This window comes from Leisingera sp. S2M4, assembly GCF_055398055.1.
In genome coordinates, this window is the sequence record NZ_AP040862.1 from 211,656 (window position 1) to 235,323 (window position 23,668).

The following is a 23,668-nucleotide window of genomic DNA, read 5'->3' on the forward strand; positions in this document are numbered from 1 at the left end:
TCCAAGTACTCAGCGCGATGTGCCAGAGCGAGATCCGAGGCTTTAGCCGAGTTTTCATAATCCATAGGATAAATCTAGCCTAAACTCCCGTTCTTGCGATACCTTTCGCGTAATATAAGAGCCCGAGAGACTTTGCGGTCTTTTGCCTTGGTATCCTTCGCATTGCACTCCCCGTCGAAATCACGGCCCCCCATAAGCGGCAGGAACTAGTCGCACTACAACAGTCAGCGGCGACCATTGAGATGCAATCACCGCAACCTAACAGGTCTCTGCATCTGGCCGAGCTTTGCAACGAGATGCTTACTCACCCCTTGAAACCTCGATTGACCTGGCAGACGGGACCCGCGTCCATAGAAATCTGCCAGGTGCGTTAAACTTTCACCACCCGCGCATTGCCGGCGGCTTGAAGACCATCATCCGGGTCGCCACTTGCACGGCTATACGCTGATCGAACAGCGTCGGAGTATGACATGACCGAGACTTTGGGGCTCCTGATCGGCGGTTTTTTCCTGCTGGTGGTTGGCGGCGAGCTGCTGGTGCGTGGAGCGGTGCAGGCTGCGGAGCGGCTGGGCGTGTCGCCGCTGGTCATCGGGCTGACGCTTGTCGGGTTCGGAACCTCGATGCCGGAACTGGTAACATCAGTGCAGGCCGGTCTCGCCGGATCGCCGGGCATCGCCTATGGCAATATCGTCGGCTCCAACATCGCGAACATCCTGTTGATCGGGGGCGTTTCGGCGCTGATCTGCCCGGTCATCGTTGCCGAAGCCGCGCTGCGGCGCGACGCCGCCCTGATGCTTGGCGTGGCCCTGATCTTCGCCGTGCTGTCCGCCCTGCTGCCCATGGGCCGCCTTCTCGGTGCGGTGTTCGCCATTGCCCTGGCCGCCTATATCGCCATTATCATTCGGCAGGAGCGTGCCATCGGCGTACAGGGGGCGATCCATGACAAAAGCGCCGCCTTGCTGCAGGCCGACCCCGGCCTTGGCCGCCCTTCGCCGCGCCAAACACTTTTCCTGCCGTTGCTGCTCGCCCTTGCCGGGCTCGCGCTGGTGGTGCTTGGCGGCGCGCTGCTGGTCAGCGGGGCGGTGGCGCTGGCCCGCGCCAGCGGCATCGGCGAGACGGTGATCGGGCTGACCATCGTCGCGGTCGGCACCTCCCTGCCGGAGCTGGTGACCTCGGTGATCGCGGCGGTGCGGCGTCAGGGCGATGTGGCATTCGGCAATATCGTCGGGTCCAACATCTACAACATCCTCGGCATCGGCGGCACGACAGCGCTAATCGCGCCGGGCGCGGTGCCTGACGAGATCGTTAGGCTCGATGCGCCACTGATGGTCGGGGTCAGTGCCGTTTTGGTTTTCTTTGCCGCAACCGGGCGCCGGGTCAGCCGCCGGGAGGGACTGGTGCTGCTGGCGGGTTACGGCGGTTATCTCTGGCTGCTCTGGCCATGACCTTCAGGGCTGCAACGGCCAGATCACCGGCGCAAGCAGGACCGTCACCAGCCCGGCCAGGATGTTCATCGGCAGGCCCAGCCGCAGGAAGTCGCCGAAGCGGTAGCCGCCGGCGTTGTAGACCATCGTGTTGGTCTGGTAGCCAATGGGGGTGGCAAAGCTGGCACTGGCACCGAACATCACAACCACGACAAAGGCGCGGGGGTCGAGCCCCAGCGCACCGGCGACGCCGACGGCGATCGGGGTCATGATCACCGCCACCGCATTGTTGGTAACCACCTCGGTCAGCACCGAAGTTGCCGCGTAGATCAGCGCCAGCGCGAGGACGGGGCTCAGCTGTGTCAGCGGCCCTGACAGCCCGTCGACGATCAGGGCCATGGCACCGCTGCGCTCCATCGCTGTTCCCAGCACCAGCATGCAGACGATCAGCAGAAGCAGGCGACCGTCTATGGCGCCGATACCCTCGTCCGGCTCGACGCAGCGGGTCAGCAGGACGACCGCCGCGCCGATGATCGTCAGCGGCAGGATTGGCGCAAGATTGAGCGCCGCCCCCAGCACCACCAGTGTCAGAACCGCCAGCGCGATCGGTGCCTTGCTGCGCCGAAACGCGCGCGCCTGGAGCGGCGCGAGAAGGATCAGATCCTCTTCCCGAGCGAGGCGGGCAATGTCCTCTTCCCGCCCATCAAGGAGCACCGTGTCGCCGGGCTGCAAATGCAAGCTTTCATCACGCAGGTCCAGCGCGCTGCCCCTCCGATGCAAAGCAATCGGGTAGACCCCGTGGCTACGCCGCCAACCGAGCTCTGCGAAGCTTCCCTTGCGGTCTTTCACCAGGACCTCAATGACCTGATGACGCTGGGCAGTCGCAGATTCCAACCCCGGGATGACAAGCCCCCGAGCACCTTTTTCACGAAACCCGACCACTTCGCTGTCTGACGCATGAACTATGACCCGGTCACCCGCTCGCAGAACCGCGTTCTGCAAGTCGTGTCGCAGCGAGATATCGTCCCGGATGAGATCTACCAACCGCGTGGTGCTGCGCTTGAAATCGGCAACATCGCTGGTCTTGCGGCCGATCAAGGGCGAAGCCGCAGGCACGAAAAGTTCGACGCGCCAGGACCGGCTGCTATGCGGGGCATGCATCTTGGCGGTTGCCGTCCGCTCCGGCAATAGACGCGGAGCAGCGAGCGCGAGATAGCAGCTGCCCACGAGCGCCAGCGCAAGACCGAGCGGGGCAATTTCGAACAGCGTGAATGGAGCGAGATCGAGGTCGCGGGCGACCCCGTCCACCAGGATATTGGTCGATGTGCCGATCAAGGTGCATGTGCCGCCCATGATGACGACAAAACTCAGCGGCATGAGGTAGCGTGAAGCGCTGGCCCCAAGCTGGCGAGCAATGCCAAAGACCACCGGGATCAGGATCATCAGGACTGGTGTATTGTTCATGAACGCAGAAGCGACAGCCGCAAGGGCGAAGAAAAGGACAATCGTTCGCTTCGGGCGCAGCAACATGCCTCGTCCAAGTATCTCTGCAACAGCTTCAAGCACTCCGGTCCGCACCAACGCGGCGCTCAGCACGAACATCGCGCCGATGGTTGCCGGGGCGGAGTTGCTCAGCGCCTTCAGGACGTCGTCCGTGGTTGCAAGGCCGAGCACCAACGCTACCGCTACACCGCCAAGTGCGGTGACCTCGGCTGCGAAACGCTCGGTCAAGAACAAGGCGAAAACACCCGCCACCAGAAGAAGTGCGGCCTGAGGCTGATGGGAACCGAGATCGAGAAGCATTGACTACACCTGGAAGAAACGCCCCGCGATGCGGGACGACGACGGCAAGGCCCAGATGGCGCGCAGGTTTTCGTGGCTGCTGCCCCCATCTGTGACGGCTGACTATGCCACCGAACAAAGCGTCCGAGAATAGGCTTTTTCCATTCCCAATGCGGCCAGTCTTGTCCCTGCTTTATCAACCGCATGAGTTTTGCGAATTGAATGGGTGGCACGATCACCACCCGTTTGAATTCGCAGTAAGGTCCGCGCCCCCTTCGTTAGCACGCTAAGCGGGTCTTGTTCACGATAGCCGTGTCTCGCTGCGATGCCCTGAGCTCGTAAGACCCAAGAGCGCTGCTGCAGGATAGTCACGTAATGTCGACCAGCAGTCCTGACGGTGACGCCACTGTTAATCATCGCGCCCGCAACACTTATCAACATGCGGAATATCCCGCGTGGCATGGAAGGGTAATCGCCACCATAAACATCAACCTTCGTGTACCTGTGGTCCGCGACGCCGCCTTTCCGCTCGAAGTCTACCGCTGGAAACTGATTGCAGCCGTTCAACAAGATCCGTCGCAAGATGGGCATGGCCAGAAGCTTGACCAGACGCCCGCCCGGACAAATCGCGCCTCGCGACGGCCCCTCTTCACTTCAAGCCGCGTCGGCAGGCGTCTCCCAGGCTGGCGCCTTGCCAATCCGCTCGATCAGGAAATCCATGAAGGCTCGCACCTTTGGCGACAGCACGTTGGCCTTGGGATAGACCAGCCAAAGCACGGATTTGTCAGCGACCTCATAACCCGGCAGCACCTGCACCAGCGTACCGGACTGCAGGTCCTGGTGCACGCTCCACAGCGAGTTGATCGAAATTCCCGCCCCCGCCACAGTTGCAAGTTTCTGGGTCAGCCCGTCGTCGAGGATCAGCCGACTTCGGGACCGACGCGGATCGAATTCTCCTGCGGCTCCGTCCGGCCCTGTCAGGGGGCGTGCGGATTGGTGCTTGAACGCGATCAGTTGATGCCCGGTCAGATCATCTGGATGTGCAGGCGTGCCGTTCCGGGCGAGATAGTCCGGCGAGGCGCACAGCACCCGCCGGTCATCAGCCAGTTTGCGCCCTTTGAGACTGGTGTCTGCCAACGGTGAATTGCGTATGGCCAGATCGAAACTGCCTTCGATCAGGTCAAAGATGCTGTCCGACAGGCGCAGGTCCAGCGTCATCTCCGGGAACTCCTGGAGGAAATCCGGCAGCAATGGCGCAACATAAAGCTGGGCAAAGGTGCTCGGCGCGGTGAAACGCAGGACACCGCTTGGGCGCGTTTTGCCCTGCCCCAGCGCGGCCCGTGCAGCGTCCTCCTGCGCCAAGATCTCACGCGCATAGGGCAGGAACTCGGCACCCTCCAGGGACAGCGACACCTTCCGGGTACTGCGATGCAGCAAATCCGCCCCCAACGTGTTTTCCAACTTGGCCAGCCGCGCCCCGGCCACCGCGGGAGCAAGGCCCAGCTGCCGCCCGGCGGCGCTGATGTTCAGTTTTTCCGCCGCAAGCACAAACAAGCGAAGCGCATCCGTGTCCATGTTTATACTCAAAATCCGAATTATACCTTCTTGAATCGTCTACTTATTCAGTGAAATCAATAGATAGTTCTGCGAGACGACATAATCACCCCTCGAAAATGGCAGGTGAAAAAGCCATGCACCACCATGTCTGACGGGCAGGAAGCCAACCATGTCCCACCCCGGAAAGGTCAGCTGCCCGTCCACACGGCAGCCCCTGTAGCGCGTTTCCCTCTGGCGCGATTTATTGATGCCCATGGTCGGCCGGTCGCCTGATCGCGCCGAAATTGAACAATGCACAAATCTCGCTAGCCGACTTGCGTTCAGTCGGGGCCGACCAGCCTGAGCCACGCCCCATTTTGGCACTATTTACCAGTCCCATGCAGGGCAATTGTTGACTGACGTTGACTGGTTGAAAGACCCGCGCAGAGGAGCCGCATTTTGACCAGGCTGCCGTGATTGACAGCCGTTGATCGCTGTGTATTTTGCCACAACCCAGGCGTTTCCCAGGTGAACAGCCGCACGTCCATGCGGGCTGCAGTGATCAACCGAAACCGCGCCGGAAGCGCGGTTCACAGTCTGGGATACAGTGATGACTATCAAATTTGCGCCGGCCCCACTCCGGCAGCGTTCCCGCCGTAGTTTGCTGTGCGGCACGGTTCTGGGTGCCTGCTCCCTCGCAGCCGTTTCAGCGAGCGCAGACGAGCAATCAATTGAATTGGCCCCGATTATTGTTCGCGACAAATTGCAGTATGCAGGCGCCGTCGAGGGCTACCAGGCGCCGGCAACGGAAACCGGCATCAAATCCGGCGTGCCGCTGAGCGAAGTGCCGCAATCGGTTTCCGTGGTCACGTCAACCGAGCTGGAAAGGCGCAACCCAACGCAGGTTGAGGATGCCATCAAGTTCACCCCCGGTATCAACCCGTCGACTTGGGGTTCTGACGACCGCTATGACCAATTCTCGATCCGCGGCTTCGACATGGGAACCGCAGCGCTCTACCGCGACGGCTTGCCGAACAAATCGCACGGTTTTGCGAGCTTCAAGATCGACCCGTATATGCTGGAACGGATCGACGTGCTGCGCGGCCCCGCCGGGGTGCTTTACGGCTCCAATGATGCGGGTGGGATGGTCAATATGGTGACCAAACGCCCCAGCTTTGCCAACGAAGGTTCGGCCTATGTCGGCTACGGCAGCTTTGGCACTGCCGAAGCGGGCGTGGACGTCTCCCGCGTTCTGAATGCGCAGGGCACCTTATCCGGGCGGTTGACGGCGCTGGTGCGGAACGGCGAGACCGCGCTGGACAACTCCCACAACGACCGCAACCTGCTGGCAGGCAGCCTGACCTGGGCGCCGACGGATGATACCAGCCTGACCGTCCTGATGCATCTGCAACAAGACGAGCGTACGCCACTGCAATGGGTACCGCAGGCCGGAGTGGAATATGACGCCGCGCTTGGCAGCCTGCCGGACGATTTTTACAAGCGCCAGTCCCCGTTCAACTCCTACAAAAGCGACAGTGGCTCCTTCGGTTGGGAATTCTCGCACCGCTTCGGCAATGGCCTTACCTTCAACCAGAAGGCACGCTATGCCCGCGAAAAGATCGATTACAGGCACCTGTATCTGGCTTCGACGGATTTCACGACCGGGGACATGGCCTATACTGCACAGGTGAATACCGAAGAGGCCTATAACATCGGTTTTGACAACTCCCTGGAGTGGAATACAAGCAGCAACAGCCTGATCTTAGGCGTAGATTACCAGCGCCGCTCAACAGAGTACCGGCAGTACCTGGCCTATGGCGCTTATTCCGTCGGCTTTGCCAATCCGGTGTTCGATTTCGATGTCACCTACCCGCCGCTGGCCGACCATAAAAGGGAAGAATACACCGAAAAGGGCATCTACCTGCAGGACCACTTCAAGTTCGCCAACGGTGTTTCCATCACCGCGGGCCTGCGTCGCAGCTGGTTTGAAAACCAGATCGACAACCTGCAGGCCACCACCGCGCAGTCCCAAAAAAATGCTGCCACCACTGGCATGCTTGGGATCACCTATGAGATGGCCAATGGCCTGACTCCCTATCTCAGCTATACTGAGGGCTTTATCCAGAACTTCGGCAATACTATCAGCGGATCCCCGCTGGATCCGTCGGAAAGCAAGCAATGGGAAGCGGGCCTGCGGTATGTGCCAGATCACGGCAGCTACCTGCTGAGTGCCGCCATCTTCGACCTGCGCAAAACCAACGTGAAAGACTACGATCGCAACGATCCGACTTGGAGCAGCTTTACCCAAGCCGGAGAAATCCGTTCGCGCGGGCTGGAGCTGGAGGCCCGCGGCCAACTGACAGGCAACCTGCAAGGCGTATTCGGCTATACCTATCTGGATACAGATATCACAAAATCTCTGGTTCCCGGTCTGACCGGTAACGACAATGCTATGGCACCGCCGCATCAGCTGTCGCTGTGGCTGGACTATGATGCTTCCGACGTTGTGCCAGGTCTCAGCGTCGGCGGCGGCCTCCGGTATGTTGACGAAGCCTTCGCCACACAGGCCAACAATCGGGTAACGCCGTCGTATACCCTTGCCGATCTGGCGCTGCGCTACGAATGGGAAGAGATGGAGGTGAACCTTCGTGTCTCCAACCTGTTCGACCGTGACTACTATAGCATCTGCTATGACAGCTATGGCTGCTCCAAGGGCGACGGCCGCAGCGTGTCCCTCACGGTCGGAAAAACCTTCTAAAGCACGAGGGCGGCGCAGAGCTATTCTGCGCCGCCAAAGCTTGCTGGCACTGCGGTGGTGATTGCGGTGCCAAGGTCAGTCAGGCAGGATAAAAGGCGTGTTGTGTCGTGGATCGGACAGGATCCGACAGGTCATGCCAAACATCTGCCCGATCGTTTGTTGCGTCAGCACTGTCTCCGGTGCGCCCTCAGCAACGAGCTGGCCTTCTTTCAAGGCGGCGATACGGTCGCAGAACCGGGCCGCGAAATTCAGATCGTGCAGGACCATCACGACAGTTTTTCCGTGTTCCGTGCTCAGCCTGCGCGCCAGCCGCAGAATGTCCACCTGATGCGGCAGATCAAGGAAGGTGGTTGGCTCATCCAGCAGCACCAGCGGCGTGTCCTGCGCCAGCACCATGGCAATCCACGCCCGCTGTCTCTGTCCGCCAGACAGGGCAGCAACCGGCCTATCGCCAAGGTGCTCCAACCCGACATCCGCCAATGCACGCTGCACCGCATCGCGGTCGGCCCTGGACATGGGGCGGAACGGACGCAGGTGCGGGCTGCGGCCGCGGGCAACAAGGTCCGCCACCTTCATACCCTCGGGCGCCTGGGCGGACTGGGGAAGGATGGCGATCTGCCGGGCGCGCTCTCCGGCTTTCATTTGTGCAACCTGACGGTGCCGCCAGGAGATGCTGCCGCCCTGCAGCGGCAGCAACCCGGCGATGCTGCGCAGCAGGGTGGTTTTGCCACAGCCGTTGGGACCGATCAGCCCACTGACCTCCCCGCCTGGCAAGTCGAGCGAAAGTCCTTTCAGAATTGACCTGCCGCCAAGTGACACTTTTAGATTCTCGATGGAAACGCTCATATCATCTCCTAAAGCTGTCCGTGGCTGATGCGGCGGGTCACCACCCAAATGAGCCAGGGCGCGCCTAGCACAGCGGTGTAAAGACCCGCGGGCAGAAAGGCCGAGGGTGCCAGCACCCGCGCCGCGAGGTCGGCGAGCAGAACCAGCATCGCCCCAGCAAGTGCCGCTCCGGGCAGGTTAGGCCCACCCCTGCCCAGGCCGCGGACTATTGGTCCGGCGGCGAAGGCGACAAATGCCAAAGGCCCGGCCACGGCCACCATGCCTGCCGCCAGAAATGCCGCAGCCAGGATCAGGAGCGGCCGCCAGAGCGCCAGCCGCGTGCCCAGGGCCCGGGCAAGGTCATCGCCAAGTTCGATACGGTCCAGCACCCGGCTCGCGGCTGTCAATCCCACCCCGATTGGCAGAAACAGCGCAAAAGCGATTGCAGCATCCGACCAGCCGCGCCCGTTGAGCGAGCCGGCCAGCCACGCCATCGCCTGACCGGCAGCCGCATCGCCCGCTCGGGTAATCAGAATATTCAGCCCGGCCGAAGCGGTGATCCCGGTGGCAATGCCGTACAGCACCAGACGCCGCGGCTCGATCCCTTGCTGCCGTGTGAGTGAAAGGCCGAATATTATGCACATGGCCAGCAGCCCTCCGCCCCAAGCGCCCGCCATTGCCGCCCCTCCCGCCAACAGGCTGGCCACCGCGCCGAAAGCGGCGCCCTGGGTAATGCCGATGACATCCGGGGAGGCCAATGGGTTGCGCAACAGTGACTGGAACACTGCGCCTGACAGCCCTAGCCCCGCCCCGACCGTCAGCGCGCAGATCACTCGCGGCAGACGCAGCCCCCAGATCAGGAAGTCCTCCGCGGGGCCTGCCGCCAGCCCCTGCCACAAGGCAACCGGTGTCAGCCAGTTGCGCCCCGCGGCGAGCGACAGACTGGTGAGTGCAAGGAAAGCAACGAACAGCGCAGCCGCTCTCATCGGGCAGGCCCCAGCACGCGGGACAGCAGAAACATGAAGGCGGGGCCGCCGATCAGGGCTAGCACCGCGCCCACGGCGATCTCTGATGGCCGCGCAGCAACGCGGGCGATGGTGTCGCAGATCAGCACCATCGAGGCACCCAGCGGCAAGGCAGCAAGCAGAGTAAGGCTTATCCGCGTTCCGCCGACAGCACGCGCGGCGTGCGGGATGATCAGTCCAACAAATCCCAGCGGTCCGGCAAGCGCGACCGCAGTGCCGGACAGTACGGTAACAGCGGTCAGCGCCGCGCCGGCGATAAGACCGGGCCGCGCGCCAAGCCCGGAAGCCAGATCACTGCCCAGAGCGAGCGCATCAAGGCCACGGGCGCAGGCCAGACCAAGCAGAATGCCAGCCACCGCCACCGGCAGCAAGGTGAGCAAGCTGTCGGCACTGGCCTGCCCCAAGGAGCCGACCATCCAGAAGCGGTAATGCTCACGCGCTTCGGTATTGAGCAGAACCGCCGCGGCCACCAGCGAGAGGCAGAGGCTGCTGATTGCAGTGCCAGCCAGTGGCAGACGCACAGACAGCGCACCGCTTGCCGAGATTTCCCGACCGCCCGCGAGCTTCCACACCGCCGCGGCGGCGATCCCAGCGCCTGCCATAGCAGCGACTGCCAGCGCGGCAATATCCTGTGGTCCGAACATCCAGATGGCGGCCACTACGGCCAGCGCTGCCCCCGCATTCACTCCCATCAGGCCAGGATCCGCCAGCGGGTTCCGTGTCAGTGACTGCATGATCACCCCAGCGGTGGCGAGTGCTGCACCGCAGGCAAGCCCGGTCAACGCGCGCGGCAGCCGCAGCCCGCGTATGATACCTTGGGCCGGGTCCGCCGGATCGAAGGCGATCAGCGCCTGCCAGGTCGCTTCGGGCGGAACAGCTCGTGCGCCGAACATCAGCGCCGCCGCAAAAGCTGCGGCACTGAGGCCGGACAGAGCGGTGAAAACCACAAGAGGTTGCAGTGATCGCAAGCGCATGCACATCGCCGTAAGCTGGGAATCGGAACTCTGCTGGCGATGCGCTGGCTGCTCCTGACTGTAACAACCCGTGCAAGGGGTCAAGGGCCGACGTCTTGACCCTGCGCCGGGCAGAGCTTAGGCATCTTGGAATACGCCCAGCTCGCCGCCAGGTCTTCTCTCAATTGAAAGGCAGGCCATGCGGCAAATGTTATTGTTTCTGCTGACGTTTTTGATCCCCGCCTCGACTTTGCAGGCGGATGGTTTCCCGGTCAGCGTTTCCCACCAGTTCGGTGAAACTGTCGTGCCTGCCGAACCACAGCGCATCGTCTCAGTTGGCTATCACGAGCAGGATTTTCTCTATGCGTTGGGGATTGCCCCAACCGGGGTGCATGAGTGGTTTGGCGGCTATCCCTATGCGACCTGGCCCTGGGCCGAAACGGCCCGCAGGGCGCTGGGTGCCGAACCCGATGTACAGCGAGGTTTCGAGATCGACATCGAATGGGTGCTGGCGCAGGAGCCCGACCTGATTATCGCAACCTTTGCACCTATGGATGCACGGACCTATGGCATCCTGTCACAGATCGCGCCGGTGGTGGGGCCGCCCAAGGGCTTTCCCGCATGGGGCGCACCTTGGGAAGAGGAGCTGCGGCTGATTGGCAAGGCCACGGGGCGCGGTGCGGCGGCGGAAACGGTTATTGCAGAGCTCGACGCGAAAATCAGAGCAACTGCCGAGGCCTATCCCGAACTCGACGGCCTGCACGGCACAGCGGCGCATTTCGCGGGCGGCCAGATCATCGGCTACCGACCTGCGGACGGGGCGAACCGGCTGCTTGCCCGGCTGGGCATCAAGACGCCCCCTGAGTTTGAAAAGCTGGCAGGACCAGGCGGCAACTTCAGTGTCAGCCTCGAGCGGGCAGACCTGTTTGATCTGGATGCGGTCCTTTGGCTGGTGGACGCCCCCGCCCGGAAACAGATCGAAGCGCTGCCCTCCTATCGGGCGCTGCGGCTCGCGCGCGAAGGCCGGTCGGTCTGGGCGGACCGCCTTATGACGGGAGCGATGAGCTTCCAGTCGCCGCTGTCGATCCCTTGGGCGCTGGACCGCCTTGGCCCGGCGCTGAGTGCGGCAGCGGAAGGGAACCCGGCATCTTAAACCGCACCCGGCGTGGAAGCTTCCGGTCTTTAGTGCGGTATTCTGACTTTGCGGAGGCGCGCCACGGGCCGGAAATTTCCGGCCTGTGGCAATTTCAGACGAAGGCTGTCAGCCGCCGAACGCTTTGTCCAATTCTTCCTTGAACCGGCGATGGAACAGCTGGTCGCCGATGATATGCAGGTGGTTGGTGCCGGGAACGACCGTTGCCGGATTGGCCTGCGGCGAGTACCGCCGCCAGTCCACCAGGTTAAGGCCGCGGCTGAGGCTGTCTCCCGCGCTAAAGGACGCCACCCGCAGATCCAGCCGTTCCAAATGGTACTGACGGAACACGAGCGCGTTGTCGATCAGAACCCAGAACGTATGCTCGCGGCTGGAAACCTCTGGCCCGTCAAATGGCAATGGCTCAGATTCGTTGCCGATGAAGCGGAGGAATTGATCATAGCAAAGCGGGTCCATTGCCCCGATCAATGCATCCCATTGCGCACGCATTTTCGTCTTTCCGAGCCATGCGAGCAGGTCTGCTTCCAGCTGCTCTCGCTCACCCGGCGCGAATTCCGGGACAGCTCCAGGCGCGAAATCGCTGCCGAGATCACAGACGTCGACCATCCCGACCATGCGGATGTCTACCTCCCCTTGCAGCTGTCTTGCCGCCTCCCACGCCAGAAGCCCCCCCCAGCTCCAACCAAGGAAGGCGCAGGGGCGCCCCGCGCTTTCCTTACGGATGTGATCCACATAGCCCGCAACAACCTCGGGCACCGAAACATTCATTCGTTTGTCTTCGTTCAACGAATGGCAGAGGAAGCCGGTTACCGGCTGGTCATCGCCAAGATAGGCCGTCAGCCGCATGTATTCGCGGGTGGATACCAGCAAACCGGGGAAGCAATAGAGCATCGGCTTGCTACCGGTGCCGCGCAGGGCAATTGCCTGCCGCCCTGTGGCATTCCCTGCGGCTATTCGCTTCACCAGAGCCCGCACCGTTGGTGCGTCGAACAGGTCGGCGATGGTCAGGGCGGTTCCCGGCCACAGCTTGCGCAACCGCACCAGCACTTTCAGCGCAGTGAGCGATCTGCCTCCCATGTCGAAGAAATCATCGGTCACGCCCATATGCGGATTGCCGATTTCCTGTTGCCAGATGTCCAGAACACGGGCTTCGTCGGCGCTTTCCGGCGCCACGCCTTCAGACGTTCGTCGCCGCGCGCCCGGCATAGGCAATGCCGCCCGGTCCAGCTTGGCATTCGGGTTGGTCGGCATCCGGTCCAGCACCACAATTGCCGAGGGCAGCATGTGCTTGGGCAGCCGCGCCTCAAGCGCGCGCATGAGATCGTCCTCCCCGATATCCTTTGCCGCAACAGCATATCCAACCAATTGCTTCTTGCCCCCGTCCTCGCGCAGGAGCACCAGCGCCTCGGACACCCCCGGCTTTTCCAGCAGGGCCGCCTCGATCTCCCCCGGTTCGATCCGGTATCCATTGAGCTTTACCTGGTGGTCCACCCGGCCAAGGAATTCGATGGTACCATCCTCGCGCCAGCGGCCCAGGTCTCCGGACCGGTACAGGCGTGCCCCCTCGCGACCATCAAGTTCTGGCGCAAAGGGATCAGGGATGAAGCGGTCCGCGGTGGTGCCGGGGCGGTTCACATAGCCGCGTGCAACGCCTTCGCCGCCAAGGTGGATTTCGCCGGTCACGCCAATCGGGCAGGGCATCATGCGTTCGTCAAGCACATAGGCCCGACGGTTGCCGACGGCGCGCCCCAAAGGCGCATAGGCGCCTTCGAATTTAGTACCGGCACGCACCTTCCAAACCATCGGTGTCATGATCGTTTCCGTCGGCCCGTACCCGTTTATCAAGAGCGGTGCGCGCAATTCCCGCGACAACAAGTCGAACGTCGCCTGCGCCAGCCCTTCGCCGCCAAAGGAATACAGCCGCATCGGCGGTGCCTCGCCGGTTTGTTCGGCCCATTCCGCCAGTTGCTGCAGATAGGTGGTCGGGATCGAGGCGTTGTTGCAGCCGTATTTGCGCATCGCGGCATAGGTTTGCTCCGGCGTCCACAGCGGCCCGTCCGGTATCACCGCCGAGCCACCCATCATCAGCGGATTCATCCAGCGCTCATGGCCGCCGTCCGATGAAAAGGGCAGGAACGGCAGTTCGCGGCTTTTGCCGCTCATTTCATAAACCCGCGCGGTGTCCTGCAGATGGTCGCTGAGCGGCCCGTGTTCGACCGCCACCCCCTTGGGTTTGCCGGTCGAGCCGGAGGTGTACATGATGTATGCGATCTGGTCACGGTGGATGCATACGTCCGGATCGTTTTCCGGCTGGCCTGCACCGGGGTCGTCATCGAGACAGAGGATATGCGCGCCGGTGCCGCCGGGCAGCCGGTCCAGATATCGCTGGCGGGTGATCACCACCTGCACGCCCGCATCAGTCAGAATGTGGTGATTGCGGCTTTCCGGATGGTCCGGCTCCACCGGGATATAGGCGCCACCCGCCTTCAGCGTGGCAAGAATCGCCATCACCGCCTCATTGCCGCGCTCGACCATCACTGCAACAGGCACTTCCGCGCCCACCCCCAACTCCAGCAGCCGGTGCGCCAGCCGGTTTGCGTGGCGGTTCAATTGGCCATGGCTCCACTCCACGCCTGCGCAGATCAGCGCCGTTTTATCCGGGGTCAGCCTAGCGTGATCCGCGATCAGCTCATGCACCGGGCGCGGGTCGTTCTGCGCATCGTCCTCATAGGGGGCTGAAAGCAGATCCAGTTCATTTCGCGCCAAAAGCGGGATCCGCCCAGCGGGCAGTTCCGGCTTGCGAAGCCCGGTTTCGAGTATTCGGGCGACATGGACCAGGAAACGTTCTACCAGCGCAGGCTCAAACAAGCCGCGGGCGTAACTGGCCCGCAGCTCCAGCGTTCCATCGGCGCGCAGATAGGCCAGCAACAAGCACTCACCCCGGGCGGCCGGCTGGGGCAGGAACAGGCGTCGCAGGCCGTCAGCCAGATCGATTTCCTTTTGCACATGCAGGGTGACGGCGCCCATGACATGGCGATCCGCCCCGTCGCGGCGAAGCATATCCTGTACGATCACCCCCGACGGCAGCGCATTGGAGCGCGCCTGCACCAGCGCCTGTGCCGCTTCAGCCACCGCAGCACTGAATGGCCTTTCCGGCTGCATGTTCAGGCAAAGCAGCAGAAGGTCTTCACTCCGCCGCGTGTTTTGGCAGTCAGTCTGACCGAAGGCAAAGCGCAAGTGGCGATGACCGGTATAACGCTGCAACGCAGCACCAACTGCAGCCGCCAGCAGGACGTCCAGCGGCGTGCCATCTTGCTGCAGCACTGCTGTGGTTTCGGCATCCAGAACGTGGCAAGCCTCGCCGCGCTCCATCTGTTCCGTCCCATTGTAGCGGTGCGGAAGACGCGCGTTCACGCAGCTTTCGCCATCCAGCAAAGGCCTCCAGTACTCCAGCCGCGCGCGCTGCTCGTCCTCCGGGAGCGGCGGAACTGCTGCGAGGCCTTGGGGGTCTAGCGTCTTTCCGTGAAGCGCCTCGGCAAATCCTGCCGCGATATTTTCGAGCACTCCAAAATCCCCAAAGGCGGGATGCAGAGCCACGGCGAACAGGTGGCCGCCTGCCCTCGGTGCCATGAGCGCCAGTGCCCCATGACCACCATCCAGATCGAAACGCGCGAATGCGAGGGCGGTTTCAGCCCTTTCTGCAGTCGTTTCGGTCAGCGAAATCCGATTTTCGTCCTTTTGAATGCGTGCCAGATCGCCACCTGCACCGCGGTGAATACGGGCCGAGAAAACGGGCTGTGAGGCGATCACCGCCTCTGCCGCCTGGCGCACCTGCGCAGCACTCCATCGCTGATCGGCTTCGATCAACAGCTTCTGAACGCCATAAGGTGCAAGCTGGCCAACTTGGTCGTGGGCGCAGATCTGCTTTTCTTCAGGTGTCAGGGTGATCAGACCGGGCGCCAGGCTGTGTCCAGTGTTCATGCCATCACCTCTTTCAACGCATTCGGGCGCGGATCGCTCCAGCGGGCCTCAATCTCCGCGAGGCAAGTCTCTCGGGTGGCAGGCGCGCCCTCCGCATGCCACCCCGCAGGTACAGGAAGGTCCGCGGGCCAAACGGACCAGCGCCCCTCATTGTTCTGCACACATATCCACTGGCCGGAATCGGATTGGGTCATCGGGGTCTCCATCAGGGTCTTGTCCCCTCCCTGACGCGCGCCAGCGCACGGAATTCACCCGCAGACCAAAAAAGTTTTCCGTTGGGGTGAATTTCCAGTGCCCCCGCCCGTCATTCCACAGACAGCTTGTACCAGCCGGAGCAGCGACCCCATGCAACCGATCGATTTGGGCAGTCCAGCCCTGTTTCAAACCTTGCTGCGCACAGCGCTGCCGGCAGTGGGCGGGCTGTCCATAAACGCAACGCATCAGGGCGTGGACGCCTATTTCGTGGGGCAACTGGGCCCCAAAGCGCTTGCCGCCGTAAGCCTTGCGCTGCCGTTGACCGGGCTGACCGCAGCTGTGGGCGTCGGTTTAGGCGTCGGAACCGCTGCCTTCGTGGGGCGTGCCCTGGGAGCGGGACGTCAGGAAGAGGCCGGGCGGATGGCCTCTGCCGCGATGGCGCTTTGCCTGCTGCTGGCGGTCGGGTTGTCGGCAGGGCTGTGGGCCGCTCGCCTACCGGTGCTGGACCTTCTGGGCGCGGCCCCATCGGTGCAGGCGCCGGCGCTGGATTACCTTTCCATCATGGCGTTCTCGGCTGGCCTGGGGATGGTGCAGATCCTCTGCGACTTCACCGCTATCGGGGAAGGCAATGCCCGCTTCAGCCTGCTGAGCCTGGTGATGTGCTTCACCCTGAACATGGCGCTTGATCCGGTTCTGATCTTCTGGGCTGACCTCGGCGTCAAAGGCGCGGCGCTGGCGACCTTGGCGGCGCAACTGGCTACGCTTGGGCTATACACCGCCTATTTCGCGCGGGAGCGCGGTGCGATCCGGCTCCGCCCCGCGTTGTCCTTGAACACGCTCGCAAGGCTCTGGCCGGTGCTGCGGGTCGGCCTGCCGGAGGCAGGTTCCGTGCTGCTGGCAAGCCTTGCCTTTCTGCTGCTGTACCGACTGGCAGGAGATCTAGCGGGTACCAACGGTCAGGCAGCGATGGGGATTGCGCTGCGGCTTTGGGTGCTGGCATCGCTGCCCATCGAAGGGTTCTGTCTGGGCGCGCAGCCGGTGCTGGCCCATGCCGTGGGCGCGGGGAGCACCAGCCGACTGAACCGCGCGGCCTTCACCATAGCAGCCATAGCGTGCGGGTCTGCCGCTGTTTTCATGGCAGCGGGACTGCTGGCGGCACCGCAGTTGAGCAGCCTTTTCACAGACGATCCCGCCGTGCTCGCGCTCGCCCCTGCTACGGTTTTTGCCCTGTCGTTATCGCTGCCCGCCACGGCATTGCGCCATTCCGCCCAAGTCACGCTGCAAGCCATGGCCCGCGCCCCGCTTGCCGCGGTGCTGGGGCTTGCGCCACTGGGGTGGCTGTTCCTGCCACTACTGTTCAGCTTCACCCGCCTGTGGGGATTTGAAGGACTGGCCGCCAGCCTGCCCGCCGCGGCGCTGCTGACCGGTATCGGTGCGGCGCTGATCCTTTGGCACCTGCCGCGTTTCATCTTGAAAGGACATCCTGCATGAAAGACCATCCCCCTGCCCCCGGCATCCCGATTTCGGACCGGATGACCGCCGAGCTGATCGCCCCGCTCGAAGCCATGCCGCATGGTGCAAGTTCGGTGCCGATCTTTCAGAGTTCATCGTTCCTGTTCGACCGCTACGAGGACATGGCAGCGGTGTTTGCTGGTGAAAGCGAGCGCTACATCTACACGCGCGGCAATAATCCGACGGTAGCAGAACTCGAAAACCTGATTGCCCGGGTGGAGGGTGTGGAAGCCGCGCGTGGCTTTGCCTCCGGCATGGCGGCGATCGCGGCGGCAGTGATACCCTTTGTACAGGCAGGCGATCGGGTGGTTGCGGTCGAGAACCTTTACTCCGACGCCTTTCGACTGTTCGAATGCGTGCTGAAGAAATTCGGTGTCACCACAGAATATGTTGACGGCACTGACACTGAGGCAGTGGTCGCGGCGCTGCCCGGGGCCAAGCTGGTCTATCTCGAAAGCCCCACGTCATGGAGCTTCACCACGCAGGATTTGCGCGCCATCGGCGCAGCTGCACGGGCACAGGGCGTCATATCGGTGATCGACAACAGCTGGGCCACGCCACTGTTCCAGCGCCCGGCGGAGTTCGGCATCGACCTGATCGTTCACGCCGCCTCGAAATACCTGGCAGGCCATTCCGATACGATTGCAGGGCTTGTTGCCGGGCCAAAACACCTGATCGACCGGATCAATCACGACTCCTACCACTATCTTGGTGGCAAGATGTCCCCGTTTGACGCCTGGCTGGTGTTGCGGGGCATGCGCACCCTGCACCTGCGCATGGCGCGCCATATGCAAAACGGTCTGACCTTGGGGCGGGCGCTGTCCGCGAACGCATCGGTGACACGGGTGCGTCACCCGGCATTTGAAGCCAATCCGGGCAACGCTTGCCTGTCGGGCTATGGCGGGCTGTTTGCCTTTGACCTTGATGAAAGCGTTGACATCCCCCGCTTCACCAATGCGCTGAAGGTTGTGAAGATCGGCGTCAGCTGGGGGGGACCTGAAAGTCTGGTGATCCCGGCCCAGGCCGCGCTGGGGCTGTCGGGCGCGGCCAATGTCTTCCAGCGCTTTGGCACGCCTGCCGGATCGGTACGCCTAGCAGCCGGGCTTGAATGCGGCGAGACACTGGTGGACGACGTGCTGAACGCGATCGAGGAGGCCCGCAAGTGACGGACATCAAACCCGTGGCCGAAGGCAACACCTGGACAGGTGCCCGCTGGTATGACCTGGTAGACAGCGCGACCGGTTCCATCCGGCGGGTGTTCCTGTGGCAACCACCCGGCGAGCCGCCTAAAGAGGGCTGGCCGGTGCTTTACATGACCGACGGCAATGCAGTGATCGGCACCGCGATTGACGCGATGCGGGCGCAAGCCTGCTATCCGTCCGGAACCAATGTGGGCTGGGGTGTGCTTGTGGCGGTCGGCTATCCCACCGATGACGCTTATGATCCGTTCCGGCGCAGCTGGGACCTCGGCCCGCCGCCCGGGCAAAGCTACCCCCCGTTCTGGGAAGGCGGCAAAGAGGTACGCACCGGCGGCGGCGCGGAAATGGCGCGGTTCCTGCTCGAGCAGGTCCGTCCGTTCGTGGCAGCACAGACGCAGGTAAACCCGGCGCACCAGGGATTGTTCGGTCATTCGTTCGGCGGGCTGTTTGCACTGTGGTTGATGTTTACCCAACCCGCGGCGTTCAGCCACTGGATCGCCGCAAGCCCGGCGATCACCTGGGAGGACAGCTTCCTGCTTGAGCATCAGGCGCGGTTCGACCCAGGCGCCCATCGCCTCTATGTGCATTTGTCCGCCGGCGAATGGGAAGGCGACCGCCTTGCGCCGTTCCAAGAAGGCAAGGAGGACGCCGCCGCCCGACTGGCGGAAAAAACGAAAACCCGCACCATCGCGGCGGCGCAGCAAATGGCCGCAGAACTGGCAGATCTTCCGGGGGTAACAGTGGAATATGAGACCTACACAGGCGAAAACCACATGTCCGTACTGCCAGTGGCCGTAAACCGCGCCATCCAGAAGGTTTTCGCCCTGATCTGAGGCCCTTCTGCCATGCGCAGCCAGACCTGCTCCGGACCCTGCCCGTCTTGCGGAGCAGGGTCTTTCGGCATGCCTTCCGCACAGGGTTTCAGCGCAGCAAAAATTCCCCGAATTCAGGCCTTTCTTATAAATTTCCCCGCTGCCGCTTCGTTCCTCTTAGCAGACCAGGCGCGAAATTCCGCGCGCCGCACTAGATGGAGGGACCGCGTGTCACTGGATACCACCGCAACCAAAGACCTGCCCTGCTGGGCGCGCAGAACAGGAGACGGTGTAACCGTCTTCTCCAATGGGACCTGCCAGGAAATGGCTGTGACCGACCAAGGCGGCGGCCGACTGGTGCTGGAGCCGCCAGAGACGCCACCGGACTTTCTAGGGACGCTGGCTGCCTGTGAGGCGCTCAGCAACTGGAACGACGAAGAAATGTTGATCACGTTGCGTCGACAGCATTGGCAGTCCGTGGAACCAAAACTGCTGTCGCGTGGTGCCGCGCAAGTGCTGGACGACGACTGGCTGGCGGTATTCCCTGAGCTTCTGTGGCAGCTCCCGGATCTTTGGCTACCACGAGGCTGTCACAGCTTTCCGCAAATCATGGTCCCCGGCCCGCACGGGCAGCACCCGCTGCGTCCCACGAAACCTTCAGGGACCCTGTACCACCGCAATATTCCCTGGTTAGACCAGGTTTTTTCCATTCGGAATCTGGATGCAGGCACGGATCTGGGCTTGTTCAACCGGTGGATGAACGATGAGCGGGTGGCGGCATTCTTTGAAGAATCCGGAACGCTTGACTACCACCGCGATTACCTGACCCGCATGGCAGCGGATCCGCATATGATGCCGGTGCTGGGCTGCCTCGATGGGCGGCCTTTCTGCTACTTCGAGCTCTATTGGGCACGTGAAAACCGCATAGGCGCCCATTATGAGGCCGGAGCCTGGGACCGCGGCTGGCATGTTTTGGTCGGCGATGAGCACACGCGCGGTGCCGATTACATCACCGCCTGGCTGCCTTCGCTGATGCACTTCATGTTCCTAGCCGAGCCGCGCACCCAAGCGCTGGTCGGCGAGCCCGCCGCCAGCCACACGCAGCAGCTGCGCAACCTCACCCGCTCAGGCTTTGCCAAGGTCAAGGAGTTCGACTTTGCCCATAAGCGCGCGGTGCTGGTGCGGCTGGAACGCGACTATTTCTTCAAATCGCGCCTCTGGGCCCGGCCAAACCCGGCCGATCCGGGCCGCCCGCTAAGCCTATCCGTCTCCGCCCAACTGACTACTGGAGTTGCCCAATGACCGACCCGCAACAGGTTCATGATGTAACCGGGATAGGCTTCGGCCCATCCAACTTGGCTCTTGCGATTGCGCTTCGGGAAAAGGCGCAGCAGGGGGCATCGGTTCTGGACGCCGTTTTCCTGGAATCGAAACCCGCTTTTGCCTGGCATCCGGATATGTTGCTCGACAACTCGGATATGCAAGTCTCCTTCATCAAGGACCTCGTGACACTGCGCAATCCAGCCAGCCCCTTTTCATTCCTCAGCTACCTGCATGCCAAGGGGCGGCTGGAGCGGTTCGTCAATCGAAAGAGCTTTTTTCCCAGCCGACATGAGTTCAACGACTATTTTGCCTGGGCCGCGGAACAGATGGGCGGCATTTGCGCCTATGACCAGCACGTCATCGGTGTGGAGCCGGTTCAAGCGCGCGGCGGCAGCGTCGATCTGCTGGCCGTGATTGCACAGGACAGCAAGGGCGAGCAAACCCGCCGCCTGACCCGAAACCTGGTTCTGGCGGTTGGCGGCAAGCCCTCCGTTCCCGAAGTTTTTGCCGAGGTGCAGGATACGGCGGGGGTCGTCCATAGTTCTGCCTATCTCAGCACGGTCAAGCCACGACTGGCCGCGGCGGATAAGCCGATGAAGATCGCAGTCATCGGCTCGGGCCAGAGCAGTGCGGAAATCTTCAACGATCTGGCCAATGACCCGGCCCGGCCCGAGGTGGATTTCATCTTCCGGAGCCACGCGCTGAAACCTTCGGATGACAGCCCCTTCGTGAACGAAATTTTCAACGCCGATTTCACATCATACGTCTACCAACAGCCGCCCGCGCGTCGCCGCGCATTGATGGAAGAATATTCCAACACAAACTATTCGGTGGTGGATGGCGACCTGATCGCCCAGATTTACGGACTGTTCTATGAACAGGACGTGACAGGCGGCTCGGCCTACGGCTTGCTGCGCAGTACGCAGGTTACGGCAGCAAAGGCTCAAGGCGAGAAGATAGCGCTGACGCTTTGCCCGACCCATGGCGGCAATGCCGAAACGCGCAGCTATGATCTGGTGGTGCTTGCAACCGGCTATCAACGACGGATCGGGGAGACGCTTCTGTCTGGGCTCAACGATTATGTCAGCGGCCGCGAAACAGGGCGCACCTATCAGATCGCCACGGCTGAAAGCTTCCACCCCCGGATTTTCCTGCAGGGCTACTGCGAGGAAACACATGGGCTCAGCGATACGCTGCTGTCGGTGCTGGCCGTACGCGTGGATGAGATTGCCAATGAGCTTCTTGCGCCGAGGCAGGATACTGAGGCCCGGCTGACCGCTGCGGAATGACCTACTTGGGGCGCGGCTCGGTCCTGTTCGGGCCGCGCCCAGGGCGATCGGCAAAAAATGGACTACTAGGGCGGATCTTAACGATCTTGCGTTTGACCGGACTGGAGTTCTGCAGGATAAGAGCACACGCAACCCAGGGCCGATCGTGCCTCAGGTAGTTTCTCCAAAAAAATCTTAACCTGACCGGAGCTTTGTTCCGGCTGCCTGCCGTTGGGAAACTCATGGCCGATCACACGCCCCGTCCGGTGCGCGAAGCACTTATTCATGAGCTTATCAGCCGCCGAAAACTTCATCTCTGTACCGCACTTAAATTTGTTCACTCGATGGATGCAGCCGAGGATGTGCTGCAAAACACCGCTCTGAAGTGCCTATCCGGACCGCCGCAGACCTTGCCTGAACAGCCCGGCCGCTATGTGACGCGTATGGTCCGCAACGCGGCAGTCGACTACCTGCGCAAAAACCGCAAGGAAATTGCAACACCGTTTGAGGATGAAAGTCAGTTGGCGACAGCTGGCACGACACCTCTGTGCGGCCAGACATGTCTGGAGCGAAGACAGGAGCTTCTGAGCGTTGCCAACGCGCTTTCTGCCCTGCCGCCGCGAAAACGGGATGCGTTTCTGCGGCACCGCTTGTCCGAAGTCCCACAAAAGCAGATCGCGGAAGAGCTCAACGTCTCGAGGACGCTGGTGAACTTCATGATCAAGGAAGTACAGAACAGTTGTGCCGAAGCTTTGGCGGTAAACTAGGTTGCCGAACCTTCCTGCAAGGAAGGCCGTTTTTACACACTCTACCAAGGTCGCTGTAAGTCGAGCGCCATTCTCATAACTATCAAATTGGCCCACAAATCTCAGGCAGAGTTTTGCTTTCTGAACTGGCTGGGGGTGGTCCCCAGCTGCTGCCGAAAGGCGCGCTCGAAGGCAGATACCTCGGAATAGCCCAACCTTTCAGAAACGTCATGAATCTGCATACCCGGAACAAGCAGCAATCGCTTGGCGATCTCCATCCGGCAGCCCGCCAACAGACGGGAGAACTTCTGCCCCTCATCCTCCAATCTGCGCCGCAGGGTGCGGCGCGACATCCCCAGGGCGGCAGCGATCGCGGTCTGCTCAATGCTCTCGCGGCCGATCCGCATCATCAGCTCGCGGCGCACCCGCACGGCAACCGGCGCTTCGCGCTCGCCCTGGCGCGCAATTCGCACGATCGATTGCGAGGCAACCTTGAAGGCGGGATGTTCACTCGCCGCCAGCGGCAGATTGAGCAGACCTGATGAAAACACCAGCGTGTTCGAAGGCGCCCCGTACTGGACCGGGCACCGTGGCCCGACGGCACTGTGGCTGTGCAGCGCGCTTGATTCGTGCTCCAGCGACAGCAGATCGGGCCGCCAGTCCGGACCGGTGGCGGAACGGATCAGGCTGTGGAAAACCGATAGCGTCAGTTCCGCGTCCTGCTGCCGCGGCCAAATGCTGGTGTCAAGAATCCGGTAGGTCAGCCGCGCCTTGTCGCCTTCGACGGTCAGCCGCAGTTCCGAGTCGCTTTGCACCATTGAAAAGGCGTTTCGGAACAGCGCCAAGGCGGCCCCCAGCGTTGGCGCCTGCATGATGCATTCCCCAAGCGTACCAAGGTTTTGCAGGTTGAAGACCGACCCGACGCGCCAGCCGAAATCCGGAAGGTTCAGCTGGTCAGACGCATGTTCACAGAAGTCCACGAATTTCTTCAGGCCTATATTGCCCTCTAGGTCCGGCGGGCTGATCCCGGCGTTGCGGGAAATCGAGGCGGCATCGCCGTTCATGAACTCGACGGCCCGCAGTGGGTCGTTCAAAGTGGAGGCGGAAATCCGGGGCTGATAAGAGTGTGGCATCGCGCAGTTCCTCAGGATTGCGCCAGAATACCGCAAAAATCCG

The 23,668-nt window shown here is 62.2% G+C and carries 17 protein-coding genes; 9 read left to right on the forward strand and 8 right to left on the reverse strand.

Going from position 1 to position 23,668, the window contains the following annotated elements; genetic code table 11:
• The first annotated feature begins 470 nt into the window (after positions 1–470).
• Positions 471–1,445, forward strand: coding sequence for a calcium/sodium antiporter (locus ACZ52D_RS17325; RefSeq protein ID WP_464443521.1), 975 nt, complete (start codon positions 471–473; stop codon positions 1,443–1,445).
• Between the two features lie 3 nt (positions 1,446–1,448).
• On the opposite strand, the gene ACZ52D_RS17330 is transcribed toward ACZ52D_RS17325, so the two are convergent.
• Positions 1,449–3,227: an SLC13 family permease gene (locus ACZ52D_RS17330; protein WP_464443522.1), complete on the reverse strand. Its 1,779-nt coding sequence runs from the start codon at positions 3,225–3,227 to the stop codon at positions 1,449–1,451.
• A gap of 633 nt (positions 3,228–3,860) precedes the next feature.
• Positions 3,861–4,781, reverse strand: coding sequence for a LysR family transcriptional regulator (locus ACZ52D_RS17335; protein ID WP_464443523.1), 921 nt, complete (start codon positions 4,779–4,781; stop codon positions 3,861–3,863).
• 724 nt (positions 4,782–5,505) lie between these two features.
• Here ACZ52D_RS17335 and ACZ52D_RS17340 point away from each other — a divergent pair.
• Entirely contained in the window at positions 5,506–7,500 is a 1,995-nt protein-coding gene (locus ACZ52D_RS17340) for a TonB-dependent siderophore receptor (RefSeq protein ID WP_464443524.1), read from the forward strand.
• Positions 7,501–7,575: 75 nt separating this feature from the next.
• On the opposite strand, the gene ACZ52D_RS17345 is transcribed toward ACZ52D_RS17340, so the two are convergent.
• Genes ACZ52D_RS17345 through ACZ52D_RS17355 form a run of 3 tightly spaced genes read right to left on the reverse strand, consistent with a single transcriptional unit; the run spans position 7,576 to position 10,324 of the window.
• Entirely contained in the window at positions 7,576–8,346 is a 771-nt protein-coding gene (locus ACZ52D_RS17345) for an ABC transporter ATP-binding protein (protein ID WP_464443525.1), read from the reverse strand.
• A gap of 8 nt (positions 8,347–8,354) precedes the next feature.
• On the reverse strand, positions 8,355–9,311 hold the full coding sequence (locus ACZ52D_RS17350) for a FecCD family ABC transporter permease (RefSeq protein WP_464443526.1): 957 nt from the start codon (positions 9,309–9,311) through the stop codon (positions 8,355–8,357).
• The gene (locus tag ACZ52D_RS17355; RefSeq protein WP_464443527.1) at positions 9,308–10,324 is read right to left on the reverse strand and encodes a FecCD family ABC transporter permease; all 1,017 of its coding nucleotides are present in this window, start codon (positions 10,322–10,324) and stop codon (positions 9,308–9,310) included. Before ACZ52D_RS17355 ends, ACZ52D_RS17350 begins: the two co-directional genes overlap by 4 nt.
• 187 nt (positions 10,325–10,511) lie before the next feature.
• Here ACZ52D_RS17355 and ACZ52D_RS17360 point away from each other — a divergent pair, with 187 nt between their 5' ends.
• On the forward strand, positions 10,512–11,456 hold the full coding sequence (locus tag ACZ52D_RS17360; protein ID WP_464443528.1) for an ABC transporter substrate-binding protein: 945 nt from the start codon (positions 10,512–10,514) through the stop codon (positions 11,454–11,456).
• 108 nt (positions 11,457–11,564) lie between these two features.
• Here the strand turns inward: ACZ52D_RS17360 and ACZ52D_RS17365 are convergent, their stop codons facing one another.
• Together ACZ52D_RS17365 and ACZ52D_RS17370 are read right to left on the reverse strand one after the other, a co-directional pair.
• Positions 11,565–15,437 carry an amino acid adenylation domain-containing protein gene (locus ACZ52D_RS17365; RefSeq protein WP_464443529.1) on the reverse strand — a complete coding sequence of 1,291 codons (3,873 nt, stop codon included), beginning with the start codon at positions 15,435–15,437 and terminating at the stop codon, positions 11,565–11,567.
• Complete coding sequence (locus tag ACZ52D_RS17370) at positions 15,434–15,643, reverse strand: MbtH family protein (RefSeq protein ID WP_464443530.1); 210 nt, start codon at positions 15,641–15,643, stop codon at positions 15,434–15,436. The genes ACZ52D_RS17365 and ACZ52D_RS17370 overlap by 4 nt, the downstream gene beginning before the upstream one ends.
• A 139-nt stretch (positions 15,644–15,782) precedes the next feature.
• Between ACZ52D_RS17370 and ACZ52D_RS17375 the strand changes: the two genes are divergently transcribed.
• The 6 genes from ACZ52D_RS17375 (at position 15,783) to ACZ52D_RS17400 (ending at position 22,513) form a co-directional block, all read left to right on the forward strand.
• On the forward strand, positions 15,783–17,123 hold the full coding sequence (locus ACZ52D_RS17375; RefSeq protein ID WP_464443531.1) for an MATE family efflux transporter: 1,341 nt from the start codon (positions 15,783–15,785) through the stop codon (positions 17,121–17,123).
• Complete coding sequence (locus ACZ52D_RS17380) at positions 17,120–18,310, forward strand: PLP-dependent transferase (protein ID WP_464443532.1); 1,191 nt, start codon at positions 17,120–17,122, stop codon at positions 18,308–18,310. Before ACZ52D_RS17375 ends, ACZ52D_RS17380 begins: the two co-directional genes overlap by 4 nt.
• The gene (locus ACZ52D_RS17385) at positions 18,307–19,176 is read left to right on the forward strand and encodes an alpha/beta hydrolase (RefSeq protein WP_464443533.1); all 870 of its coding nucleotides are present in this window, start codon (positions 18,307–18,309) and stop codon (positions 19,174–19,176) included. Before ACZ52D_RS17380 ends, ACZ52D_RS17385 begins: the two co-directional genes overlap by 4 nt.
• A 69-nt stretch (positions 19,177–19,245) precedes the next feature.
• On the forward strand, positions 19,246–20,457 hold the full coding sequence (locus tag ACZ52D_RS17390; protein WP_464443534.1) for a GNAT family N-acetyltransferase: 1,212 nt from the start codon (positions 19,246–19,248) through the stop codon (positions 20,455–20,457).
• On the forward strand, positions 20,454–21,767 hold the full coding sequence (locus ACZ52D_RS17395; protein ID WP_464443535.1) for a lysine N(6)-hydroxylase/L-ornithine N(5)-oxygenase family protein: 1,314 nt from the start codon (positions 20,454–20,456) through the stop codon (positions 21,765–21,767). Before ACZ52D_RS17390 ends, ACZ52D_RS17395 begins: the two co-directional genes overlap by 4 nt.
• Positions 21,768–21,988: 221 nt before the next feature.
• Positions 21,989–22,513, forward strand: a complete 525-nt coding sequence (locus ACZ52D_RS17400) for a sigma-70 family RNA polymerase sigma factor (RefSeq protein ID WP_464443536.1) — start codon at positions 21,989–21,991, stop codon at positions 22,511–22,513.
• Between the two features lie 101 nt (positions 22,514–22,614).
• Here ACZ52D_RS17400 and qhpR read toward each other — a convergent pair whose 3' ends face one another.
• Positions 22,615–23,625 carry an AraC-like transcriptional regulator QhpR gene (gene qhpR, locus ACZ52D_RS17405; protein ID WP_464443537.1) on the reverse strand — a complete coding sequence of 337 codons (1,011 nt, stop codon included), beginning with the start codon at positions 23,623–23,625 and terminating at the stop codon, positions 22,615–22,617.
• Positions 23,626–23,668 lie beyond the last annotated feature (43 nt).

Coding starts and splice junctions, on each gene's coding strand:
- ACZ52D_RS17325 (WP_464443521.1), top strand. CDS start 471: ATGACCGAGACTTTGGGGCTCCTGATCGGCGGTTTTTTCCTGCTGGTG.
- ACZ52D_RS17330 (WP_464443522.1), bottom strand. CDS start 3,227: ATGCTTCTCGATCTCGGTTCCCATCAGCCTCAGGCCGCACTTCTTCTG.
- ACZ52D_RS17335 (WP_464443523.1), bottom strand. CDS start 4,781: ATGGACACGGATGCGCTTCGCTTGTTTGTGCTTGCGGCGGAAAAACTG.
- ACZ52D_RS17345 (WP_464443525.1), bottom strand. CDS start 8,346: ATGAGCGTTTCCATCGAGAATCTAAAAGTGTCACTTGGCGGCAGGTCA.
- ACZ52D_RS17350 (WP_464443526.1), bottom strand. CDS start 9,311: ATGAGAGCGGCTGCGCTGTTCGTTGCTTTCCTTGCACTCACCAGTCTG.
- ACZ52D_RS17355 (WP_464443527.1), bottom strand. CDS start 10,324: ATGCGCTTGCGATCACTGCAACCTCTTGTGGTTTTCACCGCTCTGTCC.
- ACZ52D_RS17360 (WP_464443528.1), top strand. CDS start 10,512: ATGTTATTGTTTCTGCTGACGTTTTTGATCCCCGCCTCGACTTTGCAG.
- ACZ52D_RS17365 (WP_464443529.1), bottom strand. CDS start 15,437: ATGAACACTGGACACAGCCTGGCGCCCGGTCTGATCACCCTGACACCT.
- ACZ52D_RS17370 (WP_464443530.1), bottom strand. CDS start 15,643: ATGGAGACCCCGATGACCCAATCCGATTCCGGCCAGTGGATATGTGTG.
- ACZ52D_RS17375 (WP_464443531.1), top strand. CDS start 15,783: ATGCAACCGATCGATTTGGGCAGTCCAGCCCTGTTTCAAACCTTGCTG.
- ACZ52D_RS17380 (WP_464443532.1), top strand. CDS start 17,120: ATGAAAGACCATCCCCCTGCCCCCGGCATCCCGATTTCGGACCGGATG.
- ACZ52D_RS17390 (WP_464443534.1), top strand. CDS start 19,246: ATGCCTTCCGCACAGGGTTTCAGCGCAGCAAAAATTCCCCGAATTCAG.
- ACZ52D_RS17395 (WP_464443535.1), top strand. CDS start 20,454: ATGACCGACCCGCAACAGGTTCATGATGTAACCGGGATAGGCTTCGGC.
- ACZ52D_RS17400 (WP_464443536.1), top strand. CDS start 21,989: ATGGCCGATCACACGCCCCGTCCGGTGCGCGAAGCACTTATTCATGAG.
- qhpR (WP_464443537.1), bottom strand. CDS start 23,625: ATGCCACACTCTTATCAGCCCCGGATTTCCGCCTCCACTTTGAACGAC.